The following is an 18,567-nucleotide window of genomic DNA, read 5'->3' as shown; positions in this document are numbered from 1 at the left end:
TGGGAGCGGGACTCACGCGCTGGTGGGCGGGACTCGCACACTCCAGACCGGGACTCACGCACCTACGGGCGCGGGACTCGCCCGCCCCTCAGCGGGACCGCGCGCCGCAGGGCGAGACTCGCGCACCTGCGGGCGGGACTCGTGCTCCGCTGGCCGGGACTCGCGCACTGGCAGCCGGGACTCGCCCGCCCCTCAGCGGGACTCGCACCCCACACTGGGATTCACGCACCGGTAGCCGGGACTCGCGCACCTGCGGGCGGGACTCGGCTGCGGCAGAGCGGGACTCACGCACCCCCAGAGCGGGACCCGGCTGCCGCAGAGCGGGACTCACGCACTCCAGACCGGAACACGCGCACCACTCAGCGGGATTCGCGCACCGGTGGGCGGGACTCGCGCCCCTCTCAGCGGGACCCACGCACCAGCAGCCGGGACTCACGCTCCGGTGGCCGGGCCTCACGCTCCGGTGGCCGGGCCTCACCCACCGGTGGGCGGGACTCACGCACTCCAGACCGGGACACGCGCACCACTCAGCGGGACTCGCCCACCGGTGGGCGGGACTCACGCGTCTCAGAGCGGGACTCGCGCTCCACAAACCGGGACTCGCGCTCCACAAACCGGGACTCGCCCACCGGCAGCCGGGCCTCACCCACCAGCAGCCGGATCTCACGCCCACCTCAGCGGATCTCGCCCACCTCGGAGCGGGACTCGCGGGTGGGGTGTTCGGTGGCCTGCCAGCTGGCGAGCAGGCGCAGGCGTTCCTCGGCAGGTGAGCCCGCCGGTGCCGCGTAGGTGATCAGCACCTGGTCGCTGTCCCCCCGCAGGGCCATGGTCACGTAGCTCAGTTCCAGCTCGCCCACCAGCGGGTGGTTGATCCGCTTGGCGCCGTTGGTCTTCTGCTTGACGGCGTGCTGGGCCCACAGCGTGCGGAACTCCGGGGACTTCATGGACAGCTCGCCGATCAGCGCGGCCAGCTCGGGGTCCTCGGGGTAGTTGCCCGCGTCCAGTCGCAGGAGGGCCACGGCCTCGGCGGCCACGGTGGGCCAGTCCGGGTAGAACTCGCGGGCCCCCGGCCACAGGAAGGTGTGCCGGGCGGAGTTGCGGAACTCCGGGGACTGCGTGCTGTAGCCGTACAGCGCGTCTGCCAGGGCGTTCCAGGCCAGGATCTGCATGCGGCGGCCCAGCACGAAGGCGGGCACCTGCTCCATCATGTCCATGGTGCGCTGCACGATCGGGCGCACCCGCTGCTGCTGCGGGGCCGACCGGGACCGCTTGGCGGGCCGCACGAGGTTGCGCAGGTGCACCCGCTCGGTGTCGTCCAGGCGCAGGGCGCCCGCGATGGCGTCCAGTACGGCGTCGGACACCGTGGGGCTGCGCCCCTGCTCCAGGCGCACGTAGTAGTCCACGCTGACCCCGGCCAGCTGGGCCAGTTCCTCGCGCCGCAGGCCGGGGACGCGCCGCCGCCCGAACGAGGGCAGGCCCACCTCGGCGGGCTGGATGCGGGCACGCCGTGAGCGCAGGAACTCGCCGATGTCTTGGGCCACGTCGACCAGTATCGCCGCAGCGGCCGCTCTCAACCTGGTACTGCCACACCCACGGTAGAACCGTGCCCTGGGTAGGGCCTGGCGCGGGCCGCAGGGTTGTCGCCATGACCTCCTACGAGAACCTGACCGACCGCACCGCACTGATCACCGGCGCCGCCAGCGGCATGGGCGAGGCCATCGCCCGGCTGCTGGGCGCCTCCGGGGCGCGGGTGGCCCTGCTGTCCCGGCGGGCCGACCGGCTGACCACGCTGGCCGACAAGATCATCGCCGACGGGGGCCGTGCGCTCGCGGTGCCCGCGGACCTGACCGACTCCGCCTCGGTGGACGCCGCCGCGGCACGGGTGCGTGCCGAGTTCGGGCCGGTGGACCTGGTGGTGAACAACGCGGGCGTGATGCTGCCCAACCCGATCACCGATGGCCGCGAGGACCAGTGGCAGCGCATGATCGACACCAACCTGGTCGGGGCGCTGCGCGTGATCAGGACGTTCGTGCCCGACCTGGTGGAGTCCGCCCGCGCGGGCCGCACCGCCGACCTGGTCGACATCTCCTCGATCGGGGCGCACATGGTCTTCCCCAACTACGCCGTGTACAGCGCGACCAAGGCGGCGCTGACCCACCTGTCCGCCTCGCTGCGCAGCGAACTGGGGCCGCAGGACGTGCGGGTGACCAACATCGAGCCGGGCGCGACCCAGACCGAGTTGACCGACCACCTCGACAGCGCCGAGATGGTCGCGCAGCTCGACGCCCTGTTCACGACCACCGGCCTGCTCAGCGCCGAGGAGATCGCCGACGTGGTCGGCTACGTGACCAGCCGCCCCCGGCACGTCAACCTGCGGCAGATCGTGGTGCTGCCGACCAGGCAGGCGTGAACCCTCAGCCGTCGAGGTCGGCCAGGCGCTGGGCGACCTCCTCGGCCTCCGGGGCGCCCATGCCGGTGAGGATGTGCAGCGCCCTGGTCAGCGACTGCCGTGCCTGGTCCGTCCGCCCGCAGCCGAGCAGGGCCACTCCCCTGCTGTGCAGGGCACGGGCCAGGCCGAACCGGTCGTCGATCGACTCCCGCACCTCGATGGCCTGGTCGTAGTGGTCGACGGCCTCCTCGAACCGCTCCATGGCCAGGTGGACCTGGCCGAGCACGGTCAGTGCGGAGCCCACGCCGTGCACGTAGCCGACCTCGCGCCAGGCGGTGAGCGAGCGGTGGCCGTAGTCCAGTGCCTCCTCGTGGCGCCCCATCGCCAGGTACGCCGAGGCGGTGCCTTGTAGGGCCCAGGCCGCGCCCCAGTGGTTGCCGATCCGCTCGAACAGCTCGGCGGCCCGGCGCAGGCAGGGCATCGCCTCGTCGAACCGGCCCATGGCCACGTAGGTGTTGGCCAGCGCGTTGGTGGCGATGCCCTCCATCCACCGGTCCTCGGTGTCCGGGTAGACCTCCAGCGCCAGCCGGTAGTGCGTCACCGCTTCCTCGTAGCGGCGCAGGTCGTTGTAGACCACACCCAGCGCCGCATGCCCGTTGGCGATGCCGGAGGTGCTGCCGTCCAGACCGGCCTGGTGCAGGGAGAGCTCCAGCATCTCCAGCCACAGGTCCCAGCGCTTGTTGTAGACGTACCAGAAGCTGGACATCGTCTGCGGCAGCCGCCAGGCCACGCCGTGCTCGCCCAGCTGCGCGGCGCGGCGGATCGCGGAGACGATGTTGGCCTCCTCGGCGGCGAACCAGGCCCGGCACTGCGCGGGGTCGGCCGGGTCGGCGAAGGTCCAGTGCCGCGGCGGCGCGACGATGTCGTGCACCGCCTTCTGCGGGATCATCACCCGGTCCGCCGAGTTGGCCGCGTGCAGGTACCACCAGGCCGACCGCCTGCCCGCCGCGTGCCTGGTCTCCTCGTCCTCCTCCTCGAAGGCGCGTTCCAGCGCGTACACCGCGAGCAGGTCGTGGAACTGGTAACGGCCGTCACCGCGCTCCTCCAGCAGGTGCGCCCGCACCAGCTCCTCGAGCAGCGCCTCGGTCTCCGGCCCGGTGACGTCGGCCAGCGCGCCCGCGGCGTGCCCGCTGATGTCCTCGCCCTCGTGCAGCCCCAGCAGCCGGAACATGCGGGCCGCCTGCGGGCTGAGCGCGTCGTAGGACCAGGAGAAGACCGCGCGCACGTTGGAACTCACGTCGTCGCCGGTGTCCAGGGCGTCCAGCCGGAAGTGGGCGTCGCGCAGCTCGTCCACGAACTGGGCCAGCGGCAGGTTCGGGCTGCACCAGGCGCGGGCCCCGACGATGCTCAGCGCCAGCGGCAGGCCCGCGCACAGCTGGATCAGCTCCTCGAAGGCGGCCCGGTCCTCGGCGATCCGCTCGGGGTCGAGGTAGCCCGCGAGCAGCTCGGCGGAGTCCTGCGGGCCGAACAGCCCGAGGGTGAGCTGGCGCGCGTCCCCGGTGGCGGCCAGGCCGTCCAGCCGGTTGCGGCTGGTGACCAGCACCACGCAGCTCTGGTTCGCGGGCAGCAGCGGGTGCACCTGCTCGGTGGACACGGCGTTGTCCAGCACCAGCAGCAGCCTGCGGCCCGAGGCGATGGAGCGGAACAGGGCGGAGCGCTCGTCCAGGGCGGTCGGGATCTTCTCCGAGGACACGCCGAACGCGGTCAGCAGGGTGTACAGCGCGTCGTGGGTGCTCACCGGGTCACCGGCCACGTCGAACCCGCGCAGGTTCAGGTACAGCTGGCCGTCCGGGAACCGGTCGCGCACCCGGTGCGACCAGTGCACCGCCAGCGAGGTCTTGCCGATGCCCGCGGTGCCCTCGATGGTGGTGATCACCACCGTGCCCCCGGTGGTCGGTGCCGTCAGCGGGGGCAGCAGGCCGTTGAGCCGGGTCAGCTCCTCGCCCCGCCCGGTGAAGCGGCGGGTGTCGTGCGGCAGCTGGGAGGGCACTGCCCTGGTCGGATCGGCCGCGGCGGGCTTGTCCCGCGCCAGCAGCGTGTCGTGCAGTTCGCGCAGCACCGGTCCCGGCTGCACACCCAACCGCTCGGACAGCACCTGCTCCCCGGCCTGGTAGACCTCCACGGCGCTGTCGCGGCGTCCCTGGGCGAGCAGGGCGCGGATGAGCAGCGCCCTGGCCGACTCCCGCAGCGGGTGGTCCGCCAGCACCGCGGCCAGCTCCTCCACCAGCTCCGCGTGCCGCCCCATGCGCAGCAGCACCTCGCCGCGCTCCTCCACCACGTCCAGGCGCAGCTCCGAGAGCCTGGCCCGCTCGACGTCGGCGAACGGTCCGGTGATCGTCCCCAGCGGGGTGCCCACGCACAGCCCCAGCGCCTGGTCCAGCGCCCGCAGGGCACCGGCGGCCTCCCCGGCGGCCAGCAGGGTCCGCGCCTGCTGGCGGGCCGCCGCGAACCGCTCGGCGTCCACCGACTGCTCGGGCAGTCGCAGGCAGTAGCCCGAGCCCGCGCTGACGAGCACCTGGTAGGGCGCGCCCTCGCGGCGGTCCGGCTCCAGCACGCGGCGCAGACCGGCCACGTAGGTGTGCACGTTGCCCGCGGCCGTGGCCGGTGGCGTGGCGCCCCACAGGGCGTCGATCAGCTCGGCGCGGGAGATCACCTGGTTGGCGTTGGTGGCCAGCACGGCGAGCAGCGCCTGCTGGCGGGGCGGCCCCACCGGCACCAGCCGCTCACCGATCCAGGCTCGCACGGGTCCCAGCAGCCCGATCCGAACGGGCGTCACGGCATCGAGCACTGCGGGCACTGTCATCGGCGCTGCTCCGAATGTGAGAGCGATCCCTCGGCTCGGTCAACGCTATACCACCCGAGTGGGGGAACAGCAGCCCTGGATTTTCGATCGGTCGGCGGCTGGCCAAGCGGGACTCGCGTGCTGGAGAGCGGGACTCGCGCACCCCAGAGCGGGACTCGCGGGTCAGGTCAGTTCGCGGACCACGAGCTCGCTCACCGGGTCGGCCGGGTCGGTGAACTGGAAGTGGTCCACACCCGGTGGCACCACGAGGCGCACCGACTCCCCCGCCGCCTCGGCGAACCGCTTCGCGAGCTCGACCGGCACGTGCACGTCGGCGTCACCGTGCAGCACCACCACCGGCACGTCCAGTGGCAGCAACGCCATCGGGTCGGTCTCCGGCAGCCGCTCGGCCACCCGGGCTCCCAGCAACTCCGTCACGGCGTTATCGCTCAGGCCCAGCTCGTGCGCCCTGGCCAGGTCGCACAACGGGGCCAGCGCGAGGACCTTGGCCACCTGCGGGCGGCTGTCCCGGTGCCAGCGACTCGTCGGCGGCAGGCGGTGCCGCCCGCTGGCCCACAGCGCGAGGTGGCCGCCCGCCGAGTGGCCGACCAGCACCAGCGGCCGCCCGCCCAGCAGCTCGGGCAGTGCGTCCACGGCCTGGGCCACGTCGTCGAAGGTGCCCGGCCAGCCGCCCGCGCCGCGGACTCGCCGGTACTCGACCGACGCCACCGGGATTCCTTGCGCGGCAAGGTGTTCCGCGAACGGCACCAGGTAGGACCGGTCGTAGGTCTGCCGCCAGTAGCCGCCGTGCACCAGCACCGCGGCGGGCCGCTGCTCGCTGCCGGGCGGCTCCCACAGGTCGATCACCTGGTCGGCGTGCTCCCCGTAGCGGACGGTCCTCACGAGAGGACCTCCGCCAGCACCTCGGCGGCGCGCAGGGCGTCCACGTGGCGCGTGTAGAGCGGGGTGAAGCCGAAGCGCAGGATGTCCGGCGGCCGGTAGTCGCCGACGACCCCGCGGGCGATCAGCTCCTTCATGACGGTCTCGGCGTCCACACAGGACAGTGACACCTGGCTGCCACGCGACTCGTCGGCCGGGGTCACGCTGCGCACCCGGCCGGGCACCAACTCGTCCACGCAGCGCACGAAGAACTCGGTGAGCGCCAGGCTTTTCTGCCGCACCTGCGCGATGTCCACCCCGTCCCAGGCGTCCAGGGCGGCGTCCAGGGTCAGCAGCGAGATGATCTCCGGCGTGCCCGCGCGCGCCCTGGCGATGCCCGGCGCGGGCCGGTACCTCGGCTCCATGCCGAACGGGTCGGCGTGCGAGCACCAGCCGGTCAGCGGCTGGTCCAGCTCGGGCAGCAGGTCCGGCCGCACGTAGAGGTACGCGGGCGCGCCGGGTCCACCGTTGAGGTACTTGTAGGTGCAGCCCACGGCGAAGTCGACCCGGTGCCGGTCCAGTTCCACCGGCAGCGCCCCGCCGCTGTGCGAGAGGTCCCAGAGCACGCGGGCGCCAGCGGAGTGCACGGCCCCGGTCAGCGCGCCCATGTCCCACAACCGGCCGGTGCGGTAGTCCACGTGGTTGAGCAGTACCAGGGCGGTGTCCGGGCCCAGCTCCGCGGGCACGTCCTCGGGCCGCACCGCGCGCACCCTCGCACCGGTCATGCGTGCCGCCGACTCGGTGATGTAGCCGTCGGTGGGGAAGGTCGTGGCGTCCACCAGGACCTCGGTGCGGCCCGGGGTCATGCGCAGGGCCGAGACCACGGCGCGGAACACGTTGACGCTGGTGGAGTCGCCGACCACCACATGGCCGGGCCGGGCGCCGACCAGCGGGGCGATCCGGTCGCCGATCCGCTGCGGGGCGTCCCACCAGCCGCTCTCGGACCAGGAGCGGATGCGCAGCCGCCCCCACTGGTGGCTGATCACCTCGGCCACCCTGGCGGGCACCGCGCGGGGCAGCGCGCCCAGCGAGTTGCCGTCCAGGTAGACCACGCCGTCGTCGAGGTCGAAGCGCTCGCGCACCCAGGCGAGCGGATCGGTCAGGTCGGCCTGCTCGGCCCAGTCGCGGAGGTCAGACATAGCTGCGTGCCGTCCAAAGCTCGGGGAACACGATCTTATTGGCCCGCTTCTCCAGCCACGCAACTCCAGCGGAGCCGCCGGTGCCCTGCTTGGAGCCCATCGCCCTGCGGGTGGCCAGCAGGTGGTCGGTGCGCCAGCGCCCGACCAGCTCGGCGACGTCGGTCAGCGCCTCGCCCAGTTCCACCAGCTTCTCGTGCCTGAGGTCGGCATAGATCCGGGTCCACACCGCCTCCACCCCAGGGTGCGGCTCGTAGCGCTGGGACAGGTCGCGCTCCAGCACCTCGGCGGGCACCTCGAAGCCCTGCCTCGCCAGGTGGGCCAGCACGGCGTCGTACAGGCTCGGGCTGTGCAGCGCGGCCTCCAGCTCGGCGTGCACCCGCGGCACGCCCCGGTGCGGCTGGAGCAGGCTCGCGCTCTTGTCCCCGAGCAGGAACTCCAGGTGCCGGTACATCGCGGACTGGAAGCCCGAGCCCTCACCGAGGGCGGCCCGGTAGGAGTTGAACTGCCCCGGGGTCAGCGAGGCGATCGGCGTCCAGCTCGCGTTCAACGCGGTCAGTTGGGGCAGGCTGCGGTGCAGCGCGGCGAGCGCGTCCTGCGCGCGGTCCTGGGCCAGCGCGTCACGGGCGGTGCGCCACTCGTGCACGAGCAGCGTGAACCACAGCTCCATGACCTGGGTGGTGACCAGGAACGCCATCTCGGCGGGGTCCTCGGACCACGGCTCCTGCAAGGCGGTGAGCACGGACGCCTTGACGTAGCGGTCGTAGGGACTGGCCCCTGCGAACTCCAGTTTCGGCTCAGCGGTGTCCTTGGTGATCACGCCAAGAATGGTGACTCACCAACAGGTCCCGGACCATGGCCGACGTGATGCCCGTTCACGTTCTGGAATTGTGATCGTCAGACTGACAAGGATTTCGACTTACAATCGTCAAATGAGCCTCGATGATCTCGACTGGCGGCTGCTGGAGGAGCTGCAACAGGACGCGCGGACCTCCTTCAACGAACTGGCCCGCAGGGTCGGGGTCTCCGCACCGACGGTGGCGCAGCGGGTGCGCAGGCTGGAGGAGACCGGGGTGATCACCGGCTACCGGGCGACCGTGGAGCCCGCGGCGGTCGGCCTGGACGTGCAGGCGCTGGTGAGCATGCGCTGCTACGGGCCGCGCTGCATCACGCTGCAACCCGAGCGGGTCGCCGACTGGCCGGAGATCCTGCAGATCGTCCGGTTGACCGGGGACATCTGCTCCATCGTGCACGTCGCCGCGACCAGCGTGCAGGAGCTGACCAGGGTGCTGGAACGACTGTGGGGCTACGGCGAGACTTCCAGCGCCATGATCCTGTCGCTGCCGATCCCGCGACGACCGATCGTGCGCCCGTCGTCCTGACCGAACCGGGGGTCCACATGCCAGTGCGCACTGAATACCGACAGGGCACGCCGTGCTGGGCGCACCTGCGCACCGCCGAGGCCGTACGCGCGCAGGCGTTCTACGGCGGGCTGTTCGGCTGGCGGTTCGAGGGCGCGACGGCGTTGCTGGGCGACAAGCCGGTGGCCGCCGTCGGCGCTGGAGACGGTGCGCCCGCCTGGCACACGTACCTGTCCGTGGACGACCTGGACTCCGCCCTGACCGAGGTGCGCGCGGCCGGTGGCGCGGTCGGCGCGGTGCCGCCCGGCGAGGAGTCGGGGCGGGCGGCGTGGCTGGTCGACCCGGCCGGGGCCGCCGTCACGCTGTGGCAGCCCGGCACGCACTTCGGCGCCGGGCTGGTCAACGAGCCGGGCACGATGATCTGGAACGAGCTGCTGACCACCGGGGACGTGGCGGTCGCGCTGGCGTTCTACCAGCGGGTGCTGGGGGTGGGCGTGCTGACCGAGCAGGTGCTGGACATGCCGTACTCGATGTTCGAGGTGGACGGGCAGCCGGTGGCCGCCGTGCACCCGGCGAGGACCGTGAGCACGCACTGGCGGGTGTACTTCGCCACGGCCGAGATCGAGCGGAGTGCCGCCGCCGTCACGGAGTTGGGCGGGGTCGTGGAGCACCCGCCCACACCGACGCCGATCGGGCCCATGGCTGGGATCCGCGACCCGCAGGGCGCCGTGTTCAGCCTGTGGCAGCGGGCAGAACCCGCATGAGCAGGCCGTGCAGGGTGGCGAGTTCGGCCTTCGACAGGGGTGCGAAGGACTCGGCCAGCACCGCGTCCACGACCTGATCGCCCGCACGCAGCAACTGTGTACCGCGCTCGGTGAGCCGGTGGCGCAGGGCCCGGCCGGGGCCCGGCACCCGTTCGATCAGCCCGCGTTCGACCATGCGCCCGGCCAGCGCGCCGAAGGACTGGTCGGTCTGGAAGGTCAGCTGCGCCAGGGCGTGCAGTGAGGCCTCGGGGTTCGCCGCGAGGTGCCGCAGCGCGTCCCACTGCGCCAGGCTGACACCGAGCTCCGTCAACCGCGTGTCCAGCGTGCGGTGGTGCCGGTTCTGCACGCGCTTCACGGCCAGTCCCACGTCCTGCAAGGTCGGTTCCACGCGATCCAGGCTACCTCAGCTTGCTTATCTAAGCATCCTTGTATAAGGATGTTGGGCATGATGACTCTCCTCCTGCACGGCGGCGCGGGGCCTCGGTCGGTGGCCGCCTTCGGTACAGCTCTGCAACAGCGCCACGGGGTGCGGGTGCTCACCCCGACGCACCCCGGGTTCGACGGCACCGACCACCCCGCCGAGCTGGACAGCACCCGTGCGCTCGCCCGCCACTACCGGGACCTGCTCGACCGCCTCGACCTGCGCGAGGTGACCGTGATCGGCTCCTCGATCGGCGGCTGGACCGCCGCCGAACTCGCCCTGCTGGGCACCGAGCGGATCAGCCGCCTGGTGCTCGTCAACGCCGTCGGCATCGAGGTCGAGGGCGCGCCGGTCACCGACATCTTCGGGCTGTCAATGCCCGAACTCGCGGCGCTGAGCTACCACGACCCAGCGCCGTTCGCGGTCGAGCCGAACGAGCAGCAGCGCGCCGCGATGGCGGCCAACCGCGTGGCGCTGGGCAGGTACGCCCCGTCCATGACCGACCCGACGCTGCGCGAACGGCTGCGCGCGGTCTGCGTGCCGACCCTGGTGGTGTGGGGCGAGAGCGACGGGATCGTCACCGCCGAGTACGGACGTGCTTATGCCGCGGCGATTCCCGGTGCGCGCTTCGAGTTGGTGGCCGGAGCCGGTCACCTGCCCCAACTGGAACGCCCCGAGGCGATGCTCGACCTGCTCGCCGACTGGGTCAGCTGACCGCCGACCGCAGGCGGGCGAACTCGGCGGCCAGCTCCGGCAACTGCCAGTGCGCGTTGAGGCCACTCGGATTCGGCAGCACCCACACCAGGGTGTCGCCGATCCGTTCCGGCCGCGCGCCGACACCCGCCTTCGGCTGGCCGAACGCCGTGCGGTAGGCGCCCAGCCCCACCACCGCCAACGCCTTCGGCCGCACCCCGCGCACCAGGTCCGTCAGCACGGCACCACCGGCCCGCAGCTCGTCCGCGCTCAACTCCTCCGCCCGCGCCGTGGCCCTCGCCACCATGTTGGTGATCCCCAGCCCGTGGTCGAGCAGTTCCCGCTGCTGATCCGGTCGCAGTTGCACCGGCGTGAACCCCGACAGGTGCAGCGCGGGCCAGAACCTGTTGCCGGGCCTCGCGAAGTGGTGCCCCGTGGCCGCCGACAGCAGCCCCGGGTTGATGCCGCAGAAGAGCACGTCCAGACCCGGTGCCACCACGTCCGGGATCGTGCTGCCGTACGCCGCCGCCAACTCCGCCTTCGTCGGTCCCACGCGATCAGTGTGCGGCATCACGGTTCGCGCTGCCGCCGGGGGATGCCGTCACCGCCGACAAGTATTCCAGCACAAGGAAAACCCCTTTGCTTCGGACACAAAGAGGGGTTGCGGATCACCGTCGAACGGGCATACTCCGGTGGCGCGAGGACCACACGGTTGCGCGACATCGGCGCGGCTTACCACACAACACAGAGGTGGCAGAACGGCGATGAGCGAGTACCCCTTCGACAACGCCTCGACCGCGGCGTCCACGCGGATGTCCTCGCTGGAGGCCAGTTTCGACGAGAACACCGCGGACGTGCTCGACCGGCTGGGGATCGCACCGGGCTGGCGCTGCCTGGAGGTGGGCGCGGGCGGCGGCTCGGTGGCGCGGTGGATGGCCGGGGCCGTGGGGCCGACCGGGCACGTGCTGGCCACCGACATCGACACCCGGCTGCTGGCGGACATCGCCTCGGACAACCTGGAGGTGCGGCGGCACGACGTGCTGACCGAGGACCTGCCGGCCGGGGAGTTCGACCTGATCCACAGCAGGCTGGTGCTCATCCACCACCCCGGCCGGGACCAGGCCCTGACCAAGCTGGTGGAGGCCCTGGCGCCGGGCGGACTGCTGGTGCTGGAGGAGATCCTGCCCCACGAGCAGGTCGTGCTGCGCGAGCCGTGGACCGGTGCCGCCGAGGCGTTCTGGGCGGTGCAGAGCCGAGTGCTGGCAGAACTCACGGCCAGGGGATCGGACACCAGGTGGGCCCTGAGCCTGCCGGAGCTGTACGCGGGCAACGGCCTGACCGGCATCGGCAGCAAGCGGGTGTGCCCCGCGGAGTGGCCCGGTGGCGGCGCGGGCGCGCGGCTGCTGGCGGCCAACATCGCCGAACTGCGCGAGGCACTGGTCGACCGCGGCGCGAGCGCCTCGGAGCTCGACACGTTCACCGGGCTGCTGGCGGACCCGGGGTTCGCGGTGTCCAGCTATCCCATGATGTCCGTGTGGGGCACCAAACCCGGTGCCAGCGAGCGGGACCACTGAGCGCGTGCGCCCGGTGCACCTGCCCGAGATCGCCGAGCGCATCGAACGGCTCCCGCTGTCCCGCTGGCACCTGATGGTGCGACTGCTGATCGGCACCGCGACCCTGTTCGACGGGTTCGACCAGTTGTTGATCTCCTATGCCCTGCCCGTGTTGCAGCGGCAGTGGGGATTCGGCCAGGCGACCGCCACCCTGTTGATCACTGCTGGGGCGGTGGGCATGCTGGTCGGCGCACTGCTGGCGGGCACCCTGGCCGACACGATCGGCCGGATCCGAGCGGTGGTGGCGTGCATCGTGCTCTACTCCGTGCCGAGCCTGCTGATGGCCTTCGTCGACGACCCGCAGACCTTCATGGTGCTGCGCTTCGTGCAGGGCGTGGGCATCGGTGGCGAGGTGCTCGCCGCCGCGGTGTACATGAGCGAGATCGTCGGTGCCGCCCGGCGCGGCCGGTTCGTGCTGCGCTACGAGGTGGTCTTCGCCGCCGGGTTGCTCTGCGCCGCCCTGGTGTCCTCCTGGGTCATCCCCGCCTGGGGCTGGCGCCCGCTGTTCGTCATCGGCGCCGCCCCGGTGCTGCTGGTGTTCCCCCTGCTGCGCTGGGTCCCCGAGTCCCCGCGTTGGCTGGCCGCACGGGGTTCGGCGCGCACCGAGGCCGTCATGGCGCGCATCGAGGCCGCCACCGCGGCGAGCGCGATCGTGGCACCGCCGGAGTCGCCCGCCGTCGAGCCGGAGCAGGCCGAGCCGGTCGCGCGGGGACGCTACGCGCGCAGGACCGTTGTGCTGGCAGTGGTCTGCCTCAGTGCTTTCCTGGTCAACTACGCGCTCTCCTCGTGGATGCCCGCCATCTACACCGGGCTGTTCAAGGTTCCGCTCGCCGATGCGCTGCGGTACAGCCTGTACTCGATGGTCGCGAGCTTCCTCGGCGCGGGTGTGCTGGCGATCGTGGTCGACCGGGCGGGACGGCGGATCAGCCTGGCCGTCGGCCTGGCCGGGGCCGGGGCGGCCCTGGCCGTGCTGGCCCTGACCGGCCCCCGTGACGGCGGCCTGGTCGCGGTGTTCGTGACGGTCAGCTCGCTGTTCATCTCGGCCACGAACATCGGCCTCTACCTGTACGTGCCGGAGTTGTGCCCGACCAGGGCCCGCGCGCTGGGCAGCAGCGTCGCCGGGGTCTTCATCCGCCTCGGCGTCATCGTGGGGCCGATCCTGGTCGGCGTGCTGTCCACCGGCTTCACCGGGTTCTCGGTCGCACTCGGTGTGCTGGCCGCCGTGGGCATGCTGGCGGCCATCGTGCTGATCGTGTTCGGCGAGGAGACCACCGCCCGCAGGCTGGAGGAGCTCTCCCCCTGACTGGCGCCACTGGCCCGGTGTGCGACCGGAGGAGCCGTCCTCACGGCGGACCGGGCTCGGCGATCGCCCGCGCACGGGCCTTGTACTCGAACCCCAACGGCGTGATCCACCGCTGGATCCCGTCCGCACCCCGCGTGAACCGGTACCGACCGATCGTCTTCAGGCAGTGGTGCACATCGCAGAACGGTCCGAGATTGCGCTCATCCGTCTCACCACCCGAGGCAAAACCCCGCGCGTGGTCGATCTGACATTCCGCGACCGGCCGCAGACACCCCGGCGCCTGACACACCCGGTCCCGCACCATCACAAAATCCCGCAACGCCTTCGGCGGCCGATATCGTTTACGTCCGACCCCGATCGGCATTCCCACCTCATCGGTGAGCACCTTCCGCCAGTCCCCTTGGCCAGCGATTTCACGAGCCAAGTTCGCGTCAACGTAGCCAACCCCGGCGATGTACCCAGGGTCGGCGGTCAACCCCAGCAATGTCTGCACCGAAACGGTGACATCGGTCCGCACCGTCACCGGCCGACCTGAGCCCAACATCCGATCGACGAACACATCGGCCTGCTTCTCGCCCCACGACCGGTCGTCATCCAGGGTCCCGGCATCGGCGTTGATCTGGTCGAAGATCGAACGAGCCTGCACGGCGTCCAGGTACGCGGTCAACTCCGCCATGCCATCAGGCTTGGACACGTAGCGCACCTCGGACCGCCGCACGGCCTTGACGTGCCGACTCTCCTCCCCCAGCGGATCAACCAGGCACACCAGCCGCCCGACCTCGACCGTCAACTCCTTCGAGTTCAACTCCGCGGCCCCAACCAACCGGGCATCCACGCGGCGGGCCTTCGCCGAGTCGAGGTTCTCGGTCAGCTTCCGAACGACCTCGAACCGATCCAGGTCCAGCAACCCGTCCCGCATCAACCCCGCCAGCACCGGCAGCCGATCCAGCGCCGCCGCCTGTTCCTGGAGCCTCCTCGCCCTCCCCAGCGGAATGCGGAGCAACAGGGCGATCTCGTGCGGATCATCAAGTTCGGCGGCGCAGCAGAGCAGATCGAATTCAGCGGACGCGAGGCGCTTCCACACCTCCACCATCCGCTCCGCAATCTCCCGCTGCCCCATGTCACCATTCTACGCCGAATGGCCGACACCGAAGAGTGAATCCCCACGGGCAGTTTTTCCGGGTGGCAATTGGTCTCGAGTCAAACCACCCCTCACCCGCAGGGCGGCGAATACGCCAGCCCGGGGAAGTACCGCCCCCACTCCTGCTCACTGATCACCGGCCAGGCGACCGCGCAGATCTGCGCGACGGCCGCGTGCGGGTCGGTGTCCCAGAGCCGGGTCACGTTGTCGAAGTCCACCGAGACGACCGTCCGCCCGTCGGCGGCGAAGGTGACCGAGGTGAGCGTGCTGGTGTCCGCGAGCAGATCCGCGACCGGCGCGGGCGAGCTCGGGTCGGCGAGGTCGAACAGGTGCAGCCCACCGCCGAGCGTGGACACGGCGAGCCGCCGGTCGTCCTGGCTGAAGGTGATGGCCAGTGCCCCGTTGGGCGTGGGCACCGAGCCCAGCTCGCGGGGGTGGGAGCGGTCGCTGATGTCCCACAGGGTCACGAAGTCCCCGCTGTCGGTGAACCTGCCGATCGCGAGCAGGCGCCCGTCGGTGCTGAACGAGCGCGGGGACTCCGCCAGCTTGCTCGCGAAACTCGCGAGCGGCTGCGGTCTGTCCAGCGAGCTGATGTCCCACAGCTTGCTCTCCCCCGAGCTGGACTGGGTGGCCAGCGTGCGGCCGTCCGAGGACAGTGCGGGCGCGAGGGCGTCGGTCAGTTCCGCGCGCTGCACGGGCTTGCCCGGATCGCTGAGGTCCCACAGCCGGATGGTCCGGGAGTCGACGGTGGTGACGAGCACGCGCCCGTCCCGGCTCAGCCGCAGGAACGGCACCTCCGCCGATCCACCGGGCAACGACCCGAGCCGACGTGGCGCACGGGGATCGGCCACGTCCCACAGCGACACGGACTTGTCCTCGAACGAGCTGACCAGCAGGTGCCCGACCTGGGCGAATTCCGCCGACACGGCAGCGCCGCCGCCGGGGACGACACCCACCGGGCCACCGGCGTCCGGCTTGCCCAGGTCCCACAGCGCGGTCCCGCCGCTGGCACGCGTGGCGAGCAGGCGGCCACTGGCATCGACCGAACCGAAGTTCATGCCCTGGGCCCCGTGCTGCCGCGCGCTCTGCGGCAGGTCCTGCACGGTGACGATCCCGTCCTCCGCACCGGTGGCCAGCTCGCGGCCGTTCGGGCTGAACACCACGGTGGTGATCGGCGCAGAATGCCCTGGCAGCACGGTGATGACGGCGGGGTGGGCCGGGTCGGACACGTCCCACCAGCGTGTGGTCAGGTCGACCCCGCCGGTGGCCACGGTGCGCCCGTCCGGGCCGAAGGCCGCTGAGGTGATCACCCCCGAATGACCCGCCAGCAGTGAGACCTGCCTGGCGTGCCGTGGATCGGACACGTCCACCAGCCGCGCGGTGTTGTCGCTGGCCGCGACGAGCAGCAGGCGCCCGAACGGGCTGAACGCGATCGACATGACCGGGCCGCTGCCCGCCTCGATCGTGCCCACCTCCACCGGGTGCCGCAGGTCGGACACGTCCCACGCGGTCACGCTGCCCATGCCCGCGGTGATCAGCAGGTGACCGTCCCGGCTGAACGCCACCGCGTTGTACGAGGCGCTGATCTCGGACAGCGGCTTGATCGCGGTGGGGTCGGAGACGTCCCACAGCCGCACGGTGTTCCCGCTGCTGGTGGCCGCCAGCGTGCGGTCGTCGGGGCTGAACTCCGAGGCGAGCCGGATGTAGGCACCGGCCGCCTCCGCCGGGGTCGGTGCCGCGAACACGGTCCGCGGCGCGCTGGGGTCGGTCACGTCCAGCAGGCTCGCGGTGCCGTCGTTGTGGCTCATCGCGAGCAGGCGCCCGCTGTGGCTGTACGCGAGCGACCCGGCTGTGCCGGCACCGGTCACCGTGGCGGTGGTCCTGGGGTGGTGCGGGTCGCCGACATCGCGTAGCCGCACGGTGCGGTCGCCGCCCGCAGTGGCGAGTTGATGCCCGTGCGGGTTGAACGCGACGGCCCGGACCGGCGCGTTGTGGTCGGTCAGCCGGCTGGCGTAGGGCTGGGCGAGCGCGTTGAGCACCCCGCTGCGGGTGCGCGCCGAGTCCTCGATCCGGTACGCGGCCACCGCGAGCTGTGCGGCCAGGGCCGGGTTGCTGGCGCGCTGCGCGTTCGCCTCGCTCAACGCACCCTGCACGAGGGCCTGGTCCCGCTGACGGGTGTTGGCGTCCTGCATGTGCACGAAGCCGACCACGCTGACGACCGCCACCACCAGCAGCACGCTGAGCAGGCTGACCAGTTGCCGCAGCCGCCGGGTCCTGCGCCGGGAGTGGAACCGCTCGTCCGCCTCCGCGGCCAGGCTCGCGTCCAGGAAGGCCCGCTCCCGCGCGGTCAACTCCGAACCGTGCGCCTGCGACCAGTCCCGTGCCCGCGCCAGCCTGGTGCCGCGGAACAGCACGCCGGGGTCGTGCCGCAACGACTCCCAGATTTGGGTGGCCTCGGTGAGCTGGCGGTGCACGCGCAGCGCCTCGCGGTCCGCGGCCAGCCAGTCGCGCAGACGCGGCCAGCAGCGGATCAGCGCCTCGTGGGCGACCTGCACGCTGTGCTGGTCCACCGTCAGCAGCCGGGCGCTGACCAGCGCGTCGAGCACCTGCCGGGTGCCCGGGTCGGCCAGGTCGAGTTCCTCGGTGCGGACCCGGCGTGCGGTGTCCTCGGTACCCTCGCCGAGCGCGATCAGGCGCAGGAACAGCCCGCGCGCGATCTCCTGCTGCCGAGCGGAGAAGCCGCGGTAGGTGTCCTCGGTGGTACGGGCGATCGCGTGGTGGATCCCGCCCGCCGCCTCGTAGCCCGCCACCGTCAGCGCGATGCCCTGTCGACGGCGCCAGGTCTCCACCAGTGCGTGCGAGACCATCGGCAGCACCGCTGGCTGTGCCGCGGCGTCGGCCATGATCCGCGCCACCAGTGCCGACTCCACCTGGCAGCCCGCGCGGACCGCGGGCTGGCTGATCGCCTGGCGCAGTTCCTCCGGGGCCATCGCACCGAGCAGCAGCTGGCCCTCCGCGAGGGCCTCGACCAGCTCCGGGTACTGCCCGACGTGGCCGAGGAAGTCCGCCCGCGCGCCGAGAACGACCCTGGCCCGGCTGGTGGCGGACCGCGTGGCCGCGACCAGGGCGGCCACGAACGCGGACCGCTCCACGGGGTCCTGGCAGAGGGTGAAGACCTCCTCGAACTGGTCGACCACCAGCACGAGGTCCGTCTCCTGCGACTGGGCGGCCAACACCTGTCTGATCCTCAGGTGCAGGTTCACCGGGTCCGCCGCGAACTCCGTGTGCAGCTCGGCGGCCGGTTCACCGGCGAAGGCCGCGAGCGCCACCGCGCACTCCTCCAGCGGGTGCGGCCCCGGGGTGAACACCAGCACCGGCTGGCCCGCGCCGGTCAGCGCGGCGACGAGCCCGGCGTGCAGCACCGAGGTCTTGCCCGAGCCCGAAGCGCCGAACAGGCCGGTCAATCGCCGGTCGCCCACCCGGCGGAGCAGGGTCTGGACGATCCGCTCCCGCCCGAAGAACCGGTCGGCGTCCTCGGCTCGGAACGCGGCCAGCCCGGCGTAGGGCGCGTCGTCCTGTGCGGGCGCTGGAGCGGCCTCGCCGGAGGCCAGTTCCTGCCAGCGCGCCTGCCACTCCTCGGTGTCCCCGTCACAGCCGCGCACGTAGGCCAGGGTCACCGCGAGCGTGGGCAGCTTGCGGCCCGCCACGGCATCCGAGAGCGCGGCCGGTGAGTAGTGCGCGAGCCTGGCGAGCTGGCGGTAGGTCGGGCTGCCCGCCTTCTCACGTAGCTGTCGCAGGTCGGCCGCGAACCTCAGCAGCGCGGTGTCCTGCGAGCTCAGCGGGCGTTCGCCACGCGGCATCCGTCGTCCCCCTTTCGACGGATGCTCATTGTTCATACCGCGCTGTTCAGCGTCCACGGTTCGACCCTGGACAACCCGTCTGCCGTACAGCGGAAACCCCTGCAC

At 72.0% G+C, this 18,567-nt stretch carries 15 protein-coding genes; 6 read left to right on the top strand and 9 right to left on the bottom strand.

The features are described from left to right. Positions 1 to 674: 674 nt before the first annotated feature. Positions 675 to 1,541 (bottom strand): helix-turn-helix transcriptional regulator, encoded by an 867-nt coding sequence (locus KALB_RS16640; protein WP_025356845.1) that lies wholly within the window; start codon positions 1,539 to 1,541, stop codon positions 675 to 677. A 104-nt stretch (positions 1,542 to 1,645) separates the two neighbouring features. Between KALB_RS16640 and KALB_RS16635 the strand changes: the two genes are divergently transcribed. Then, the gene (locus KALB_RS16635; RefSeq protein ID WP_025356844.1) at positions 1,646 to 2,410 is read left to right on the top strand and encodes an SDR family oxidoreductase; all 765 of its coding nucleotides are present in this window, start codon (positions 1,646 to 1,648) and stop codon (positions 2,408 to 2,410) included. Between the two features lie 4 nt (positions 2,411 to 2,414). Here KALB_RS16635 and KALB_RS16630 read toward each other — a convergent pair whose 3' ends face one another. The 4 genes from KALB_RS16630 to KALB_RS16620 form a co-directional block, all read right to left on the bottom strand. Further along, positions 2,415 to 5,252, bottom strand: coding sequence for an AfsR/SARP family transcriptional regulator (locus tag KALB_RS16630; RefSeq protein WP_042220434.1), 2,838 nt, complete (start codon positions 5,250 to 5,252; stop codon positions 2,415 to 2,417). Positions 5,253 to 5,414: 162 nt separating this feature from the next. Beyond that, complete coding sequence (locus KALB_RS43960) at positions 5,415 to 6,134, bottom strand: alpha/beta hydrolase family protein (RefSeq protein ID WP_025356842.1); 720 nt, start codon at positions 6,132 to 6,134, stop codon at positions 5,415 to 5,417. Beyond that, positions 6,131 to 7,309, bottom strand: coding sequence for a kynureninase (gene kynU, locus KALB_RS16625; protein WP_025356841.1), 1,179 nt, complete (start codon positions 7,307 to 7,309; stop codon positions 6,131 to 6,133). The genes KALB_RS43960 and kynU overlap by 4 nt, the downstream gene beginning before the upstream one ends. Beyond that, positions 7,302 to 8,126 (bottom strand): tryptophan 2,3-dioxygenase, encoded by an 825-nt coding sequence (locus KALB_RS16620; RefSeq protein ID WP_236650273.1) that lies wholly within the window; start codon positions 8,124 to 8,126, stop codon positions 7,302 to 7,304. The genes kynU and KALB_RS16620 overlap by 8 nt, the downstream gene beginning before the upstream one ends. Before the next feature lie 112 nt (positions 8,127 to 8,238). On the opposite strand from KALB_RS16620, the gene KALB_RS16615 reads away from it, so the two are divergent. Both KALB_RS16615 and KALB_RS16610 read left to right on the top strand, forming a co-directional pair. Next, complete coding sequence (locus KALB_RS16615; RefSeq protein ID WP_025356839.1) at positions 8,239 to 8,688, top strand: Lrp/AsnC family transcriptional regulator; 450 nt, start codon at positions 8,239 to 8,241, stop codon at positions 8,686 to 8,688. A gap of 17 nt (positions 8,689 to 8,705) precedes the next feature. Continuing rightward, positions 8,706 to 9,431, top strand: a complete 726-nt coding sequence (locus KALB_RS16610; RefSeq protein ID WP_025356838.1) for a VOC family protein — start codon at positions 8,706 to 8,708, stop codon at positions 9,429 to 9,431. Here the strand turns inward: KALB_RS16610 and KALB_RS16605 are convergent. Further along, positions 9,400 to 9,819: a MarR family winged helix-turn-helix transcriptional regulator gene (locus KALB_RS16605; RefSeq protein ID WP_025356837.1), complete on the bottom strand. Its 420-nt coding sequence runs from the start codon at positions 9,817 to 9,819 to the stop codon at positions 9,400 to 9,402. The genes KALB_RS16610 and KALB_RS16605 overlap by 32 nt on opposite strands. Positions 9,820 to 9,876: 57 nt before the next feature. Here KALB_RS16605 and KALB_RS16600 point away from each other — a divergent pair, with 57 nt between their 5' ends. Next, positions 9,877 to 10,566, top strand: a complete 690-nt coding sequence (locus KALB_RS16600) for an alpha/beta fold hydrolase (protein WP_025356836.1) — start codon at positions 9,877 to 9,879, stop codon at positions 10,564 to 10,566. Here the strand turns inward: KALB_RS16600 and mug are convergent. Then, on the bottom strand, positions 10,559 to 11,116 hold the full coding sequence (gene mug, locus KALB_RS16595; RefSeq protein ID WP_025356835.1) for a G/U mismatch-specific DNA glycosylase: 558 nt from the start codon (positions 11,114 to 11,116) through the stop codon (positions 10,559 to 10,561). The genes KALB_RS16600 and mug overlap by 8 nt on opposite strands. A gap of 193 nt (positions 11,117 to 11,309) precedes the next feature. Here mug and KALB_RS16590 point away from each other — a divergent pair, with 193 nt between their 5' ends. Then, a complete protein-coding gene (locus KALB_RS16590) occupies positions 11,310 to 12,119 on the top strand; it encodes a class I SAM-dependent methyltransferase (RefSeq protein WP_025356834.1) in 810 nt (269 codons plus the stop codon). A 4-nt stretch (positions 12,120 to 12,123) separates the two neighbouring features. Beyond that, positions 12,124 to 13,461: an MFS transporter gene (locus tag KALB_RS16585; RefSeq protein ID WP_025356833.1), complete on the top strand. Its 1,338-nt coding sequence runs from the start codon at positions 12,124 to 12,126 to the stop codon at positions 13,459 to 13,461. 40 nt (positions 13,462 to 13,501) lie between these two features. Here KALB_RS16585 and KALB_RS43955 read toward each other — a convergent pair whose 3' ends face one another. Together KALB_RS43955 and KALB_RS16575 are read right to left on the bottom strand one after the other, a co-directional pair. Beyond that, the gene (locus KALB_RS43955) at positions 13,502 to 14,581 is read right to left on the bottom strand and encodes an HNH endonuclease signature motif containing protein (RefSeq protein ID WP_025356832.1); all 1,080 of its coding nucleotides are present in this window, start codon (positions 14,579 to 14,581) and stop codon (positions 13,502 to 13,504) included. A 92-nt stretch (positions 14,582 to 14,673) separates the two neighbouring features. Next, a complete protein-coding gene (locus tag KALB_RS16575; protein ID WP_025356831.1) occupies positions 14,674 to 18,462 on the bottom strand; it encodes an nSTAND1 domain-containing NTPase in 3,789 nt (1,262 codons plus the stop codon). Between the last annotated feature and the right edge of the window lie 105 nt (positions 18,463 to 18,567).

Origin of the sequence: Kutzneria viridogrisea DSM 43870 (assembly GCF_000525635.1) — a bacterium.
Taxonomy (GTDB): domain Bacteria; phylum Actinomycetota; class Actinomycetes; order Mycobacteriales; family Pseudonocardiaceae; genus Kutzneria; species Kutzneria viridogrisea.
This window is presented reverse-complemented; position numbering and strand designations above follow the sequence as displayed.

Bases quoted from the DNA above. Each gene is read 5' to 3' on its own strand.
- KALB_RS16615 (WP_025356839.1), top strand. From the start codon at position 8,239: ATGAGCCTCGATGATCTCGACTGGCGGCTGCTGGAGGAGCTGCAACAG.
- KALB_RS43955 (WP_025356832.1), bottom strand. From the start codon at position 14,581: ATGGGGCAGCGGGAGATTGCGGAGCGGATGGTGGAGGTGTGGAAGCGC.
- mug (WP_025356835.1), bottom strand. From the start codon at position 11,116: ATGCCGCACACTGATCGCGTGGGACCGACGAAGGCGGAGTTGGCGGCG.
- KALB_RS16575 (WP_025356831.1), bottom strand. From the start codon at position 18,462: ATGCCGCGTGGCGAACGCCCGCTGAGCTCGCAGGACACCGCGCTGCTG.
- KALB_RS16610 (WP_025356838.1), top strand. From the start codon at position 8,706: ATGCCAGTGCGCACTGAATACCGACAGGGCACGCCGTGCTGGGCGCAC.
- KALB_RS16600 (WP_025356836.1), top strand. From the start codon at position 9,877: ATGATGACTCTCCTCCTGCACGGCGGCGCGGGGCCTCGGTCGGTGGCC.
- kynU (WP_025356841.1), bottom strand. From the start codon at position 7,309: ATGTCTGACCTCCGCGACTGGGCCGAGCAGGCCGACCTGACCGATCCG.
- KALB_RS16630 (WP_042220434.1), bottom strand. From the start codon at position 5,252: ATGACAGTGCCCGCAGTGCTCGATGCCGTGACGCCCGTTCGGATCGGG.
- KALB_RS16635 (WP_025356844.1), top strand. From the start codon at position 1,646: ATGACCTCCTACGAGAACCTGACCGACCGCACCGCACTGATCACCGGC.
- KALB_RS16590 (WP_025356834.1), top strand. From the start codon at position 11,310: ATGAGCGAGTACCCCTTCGACAACGCCTCGACCGCGGCGTCCACGCGG.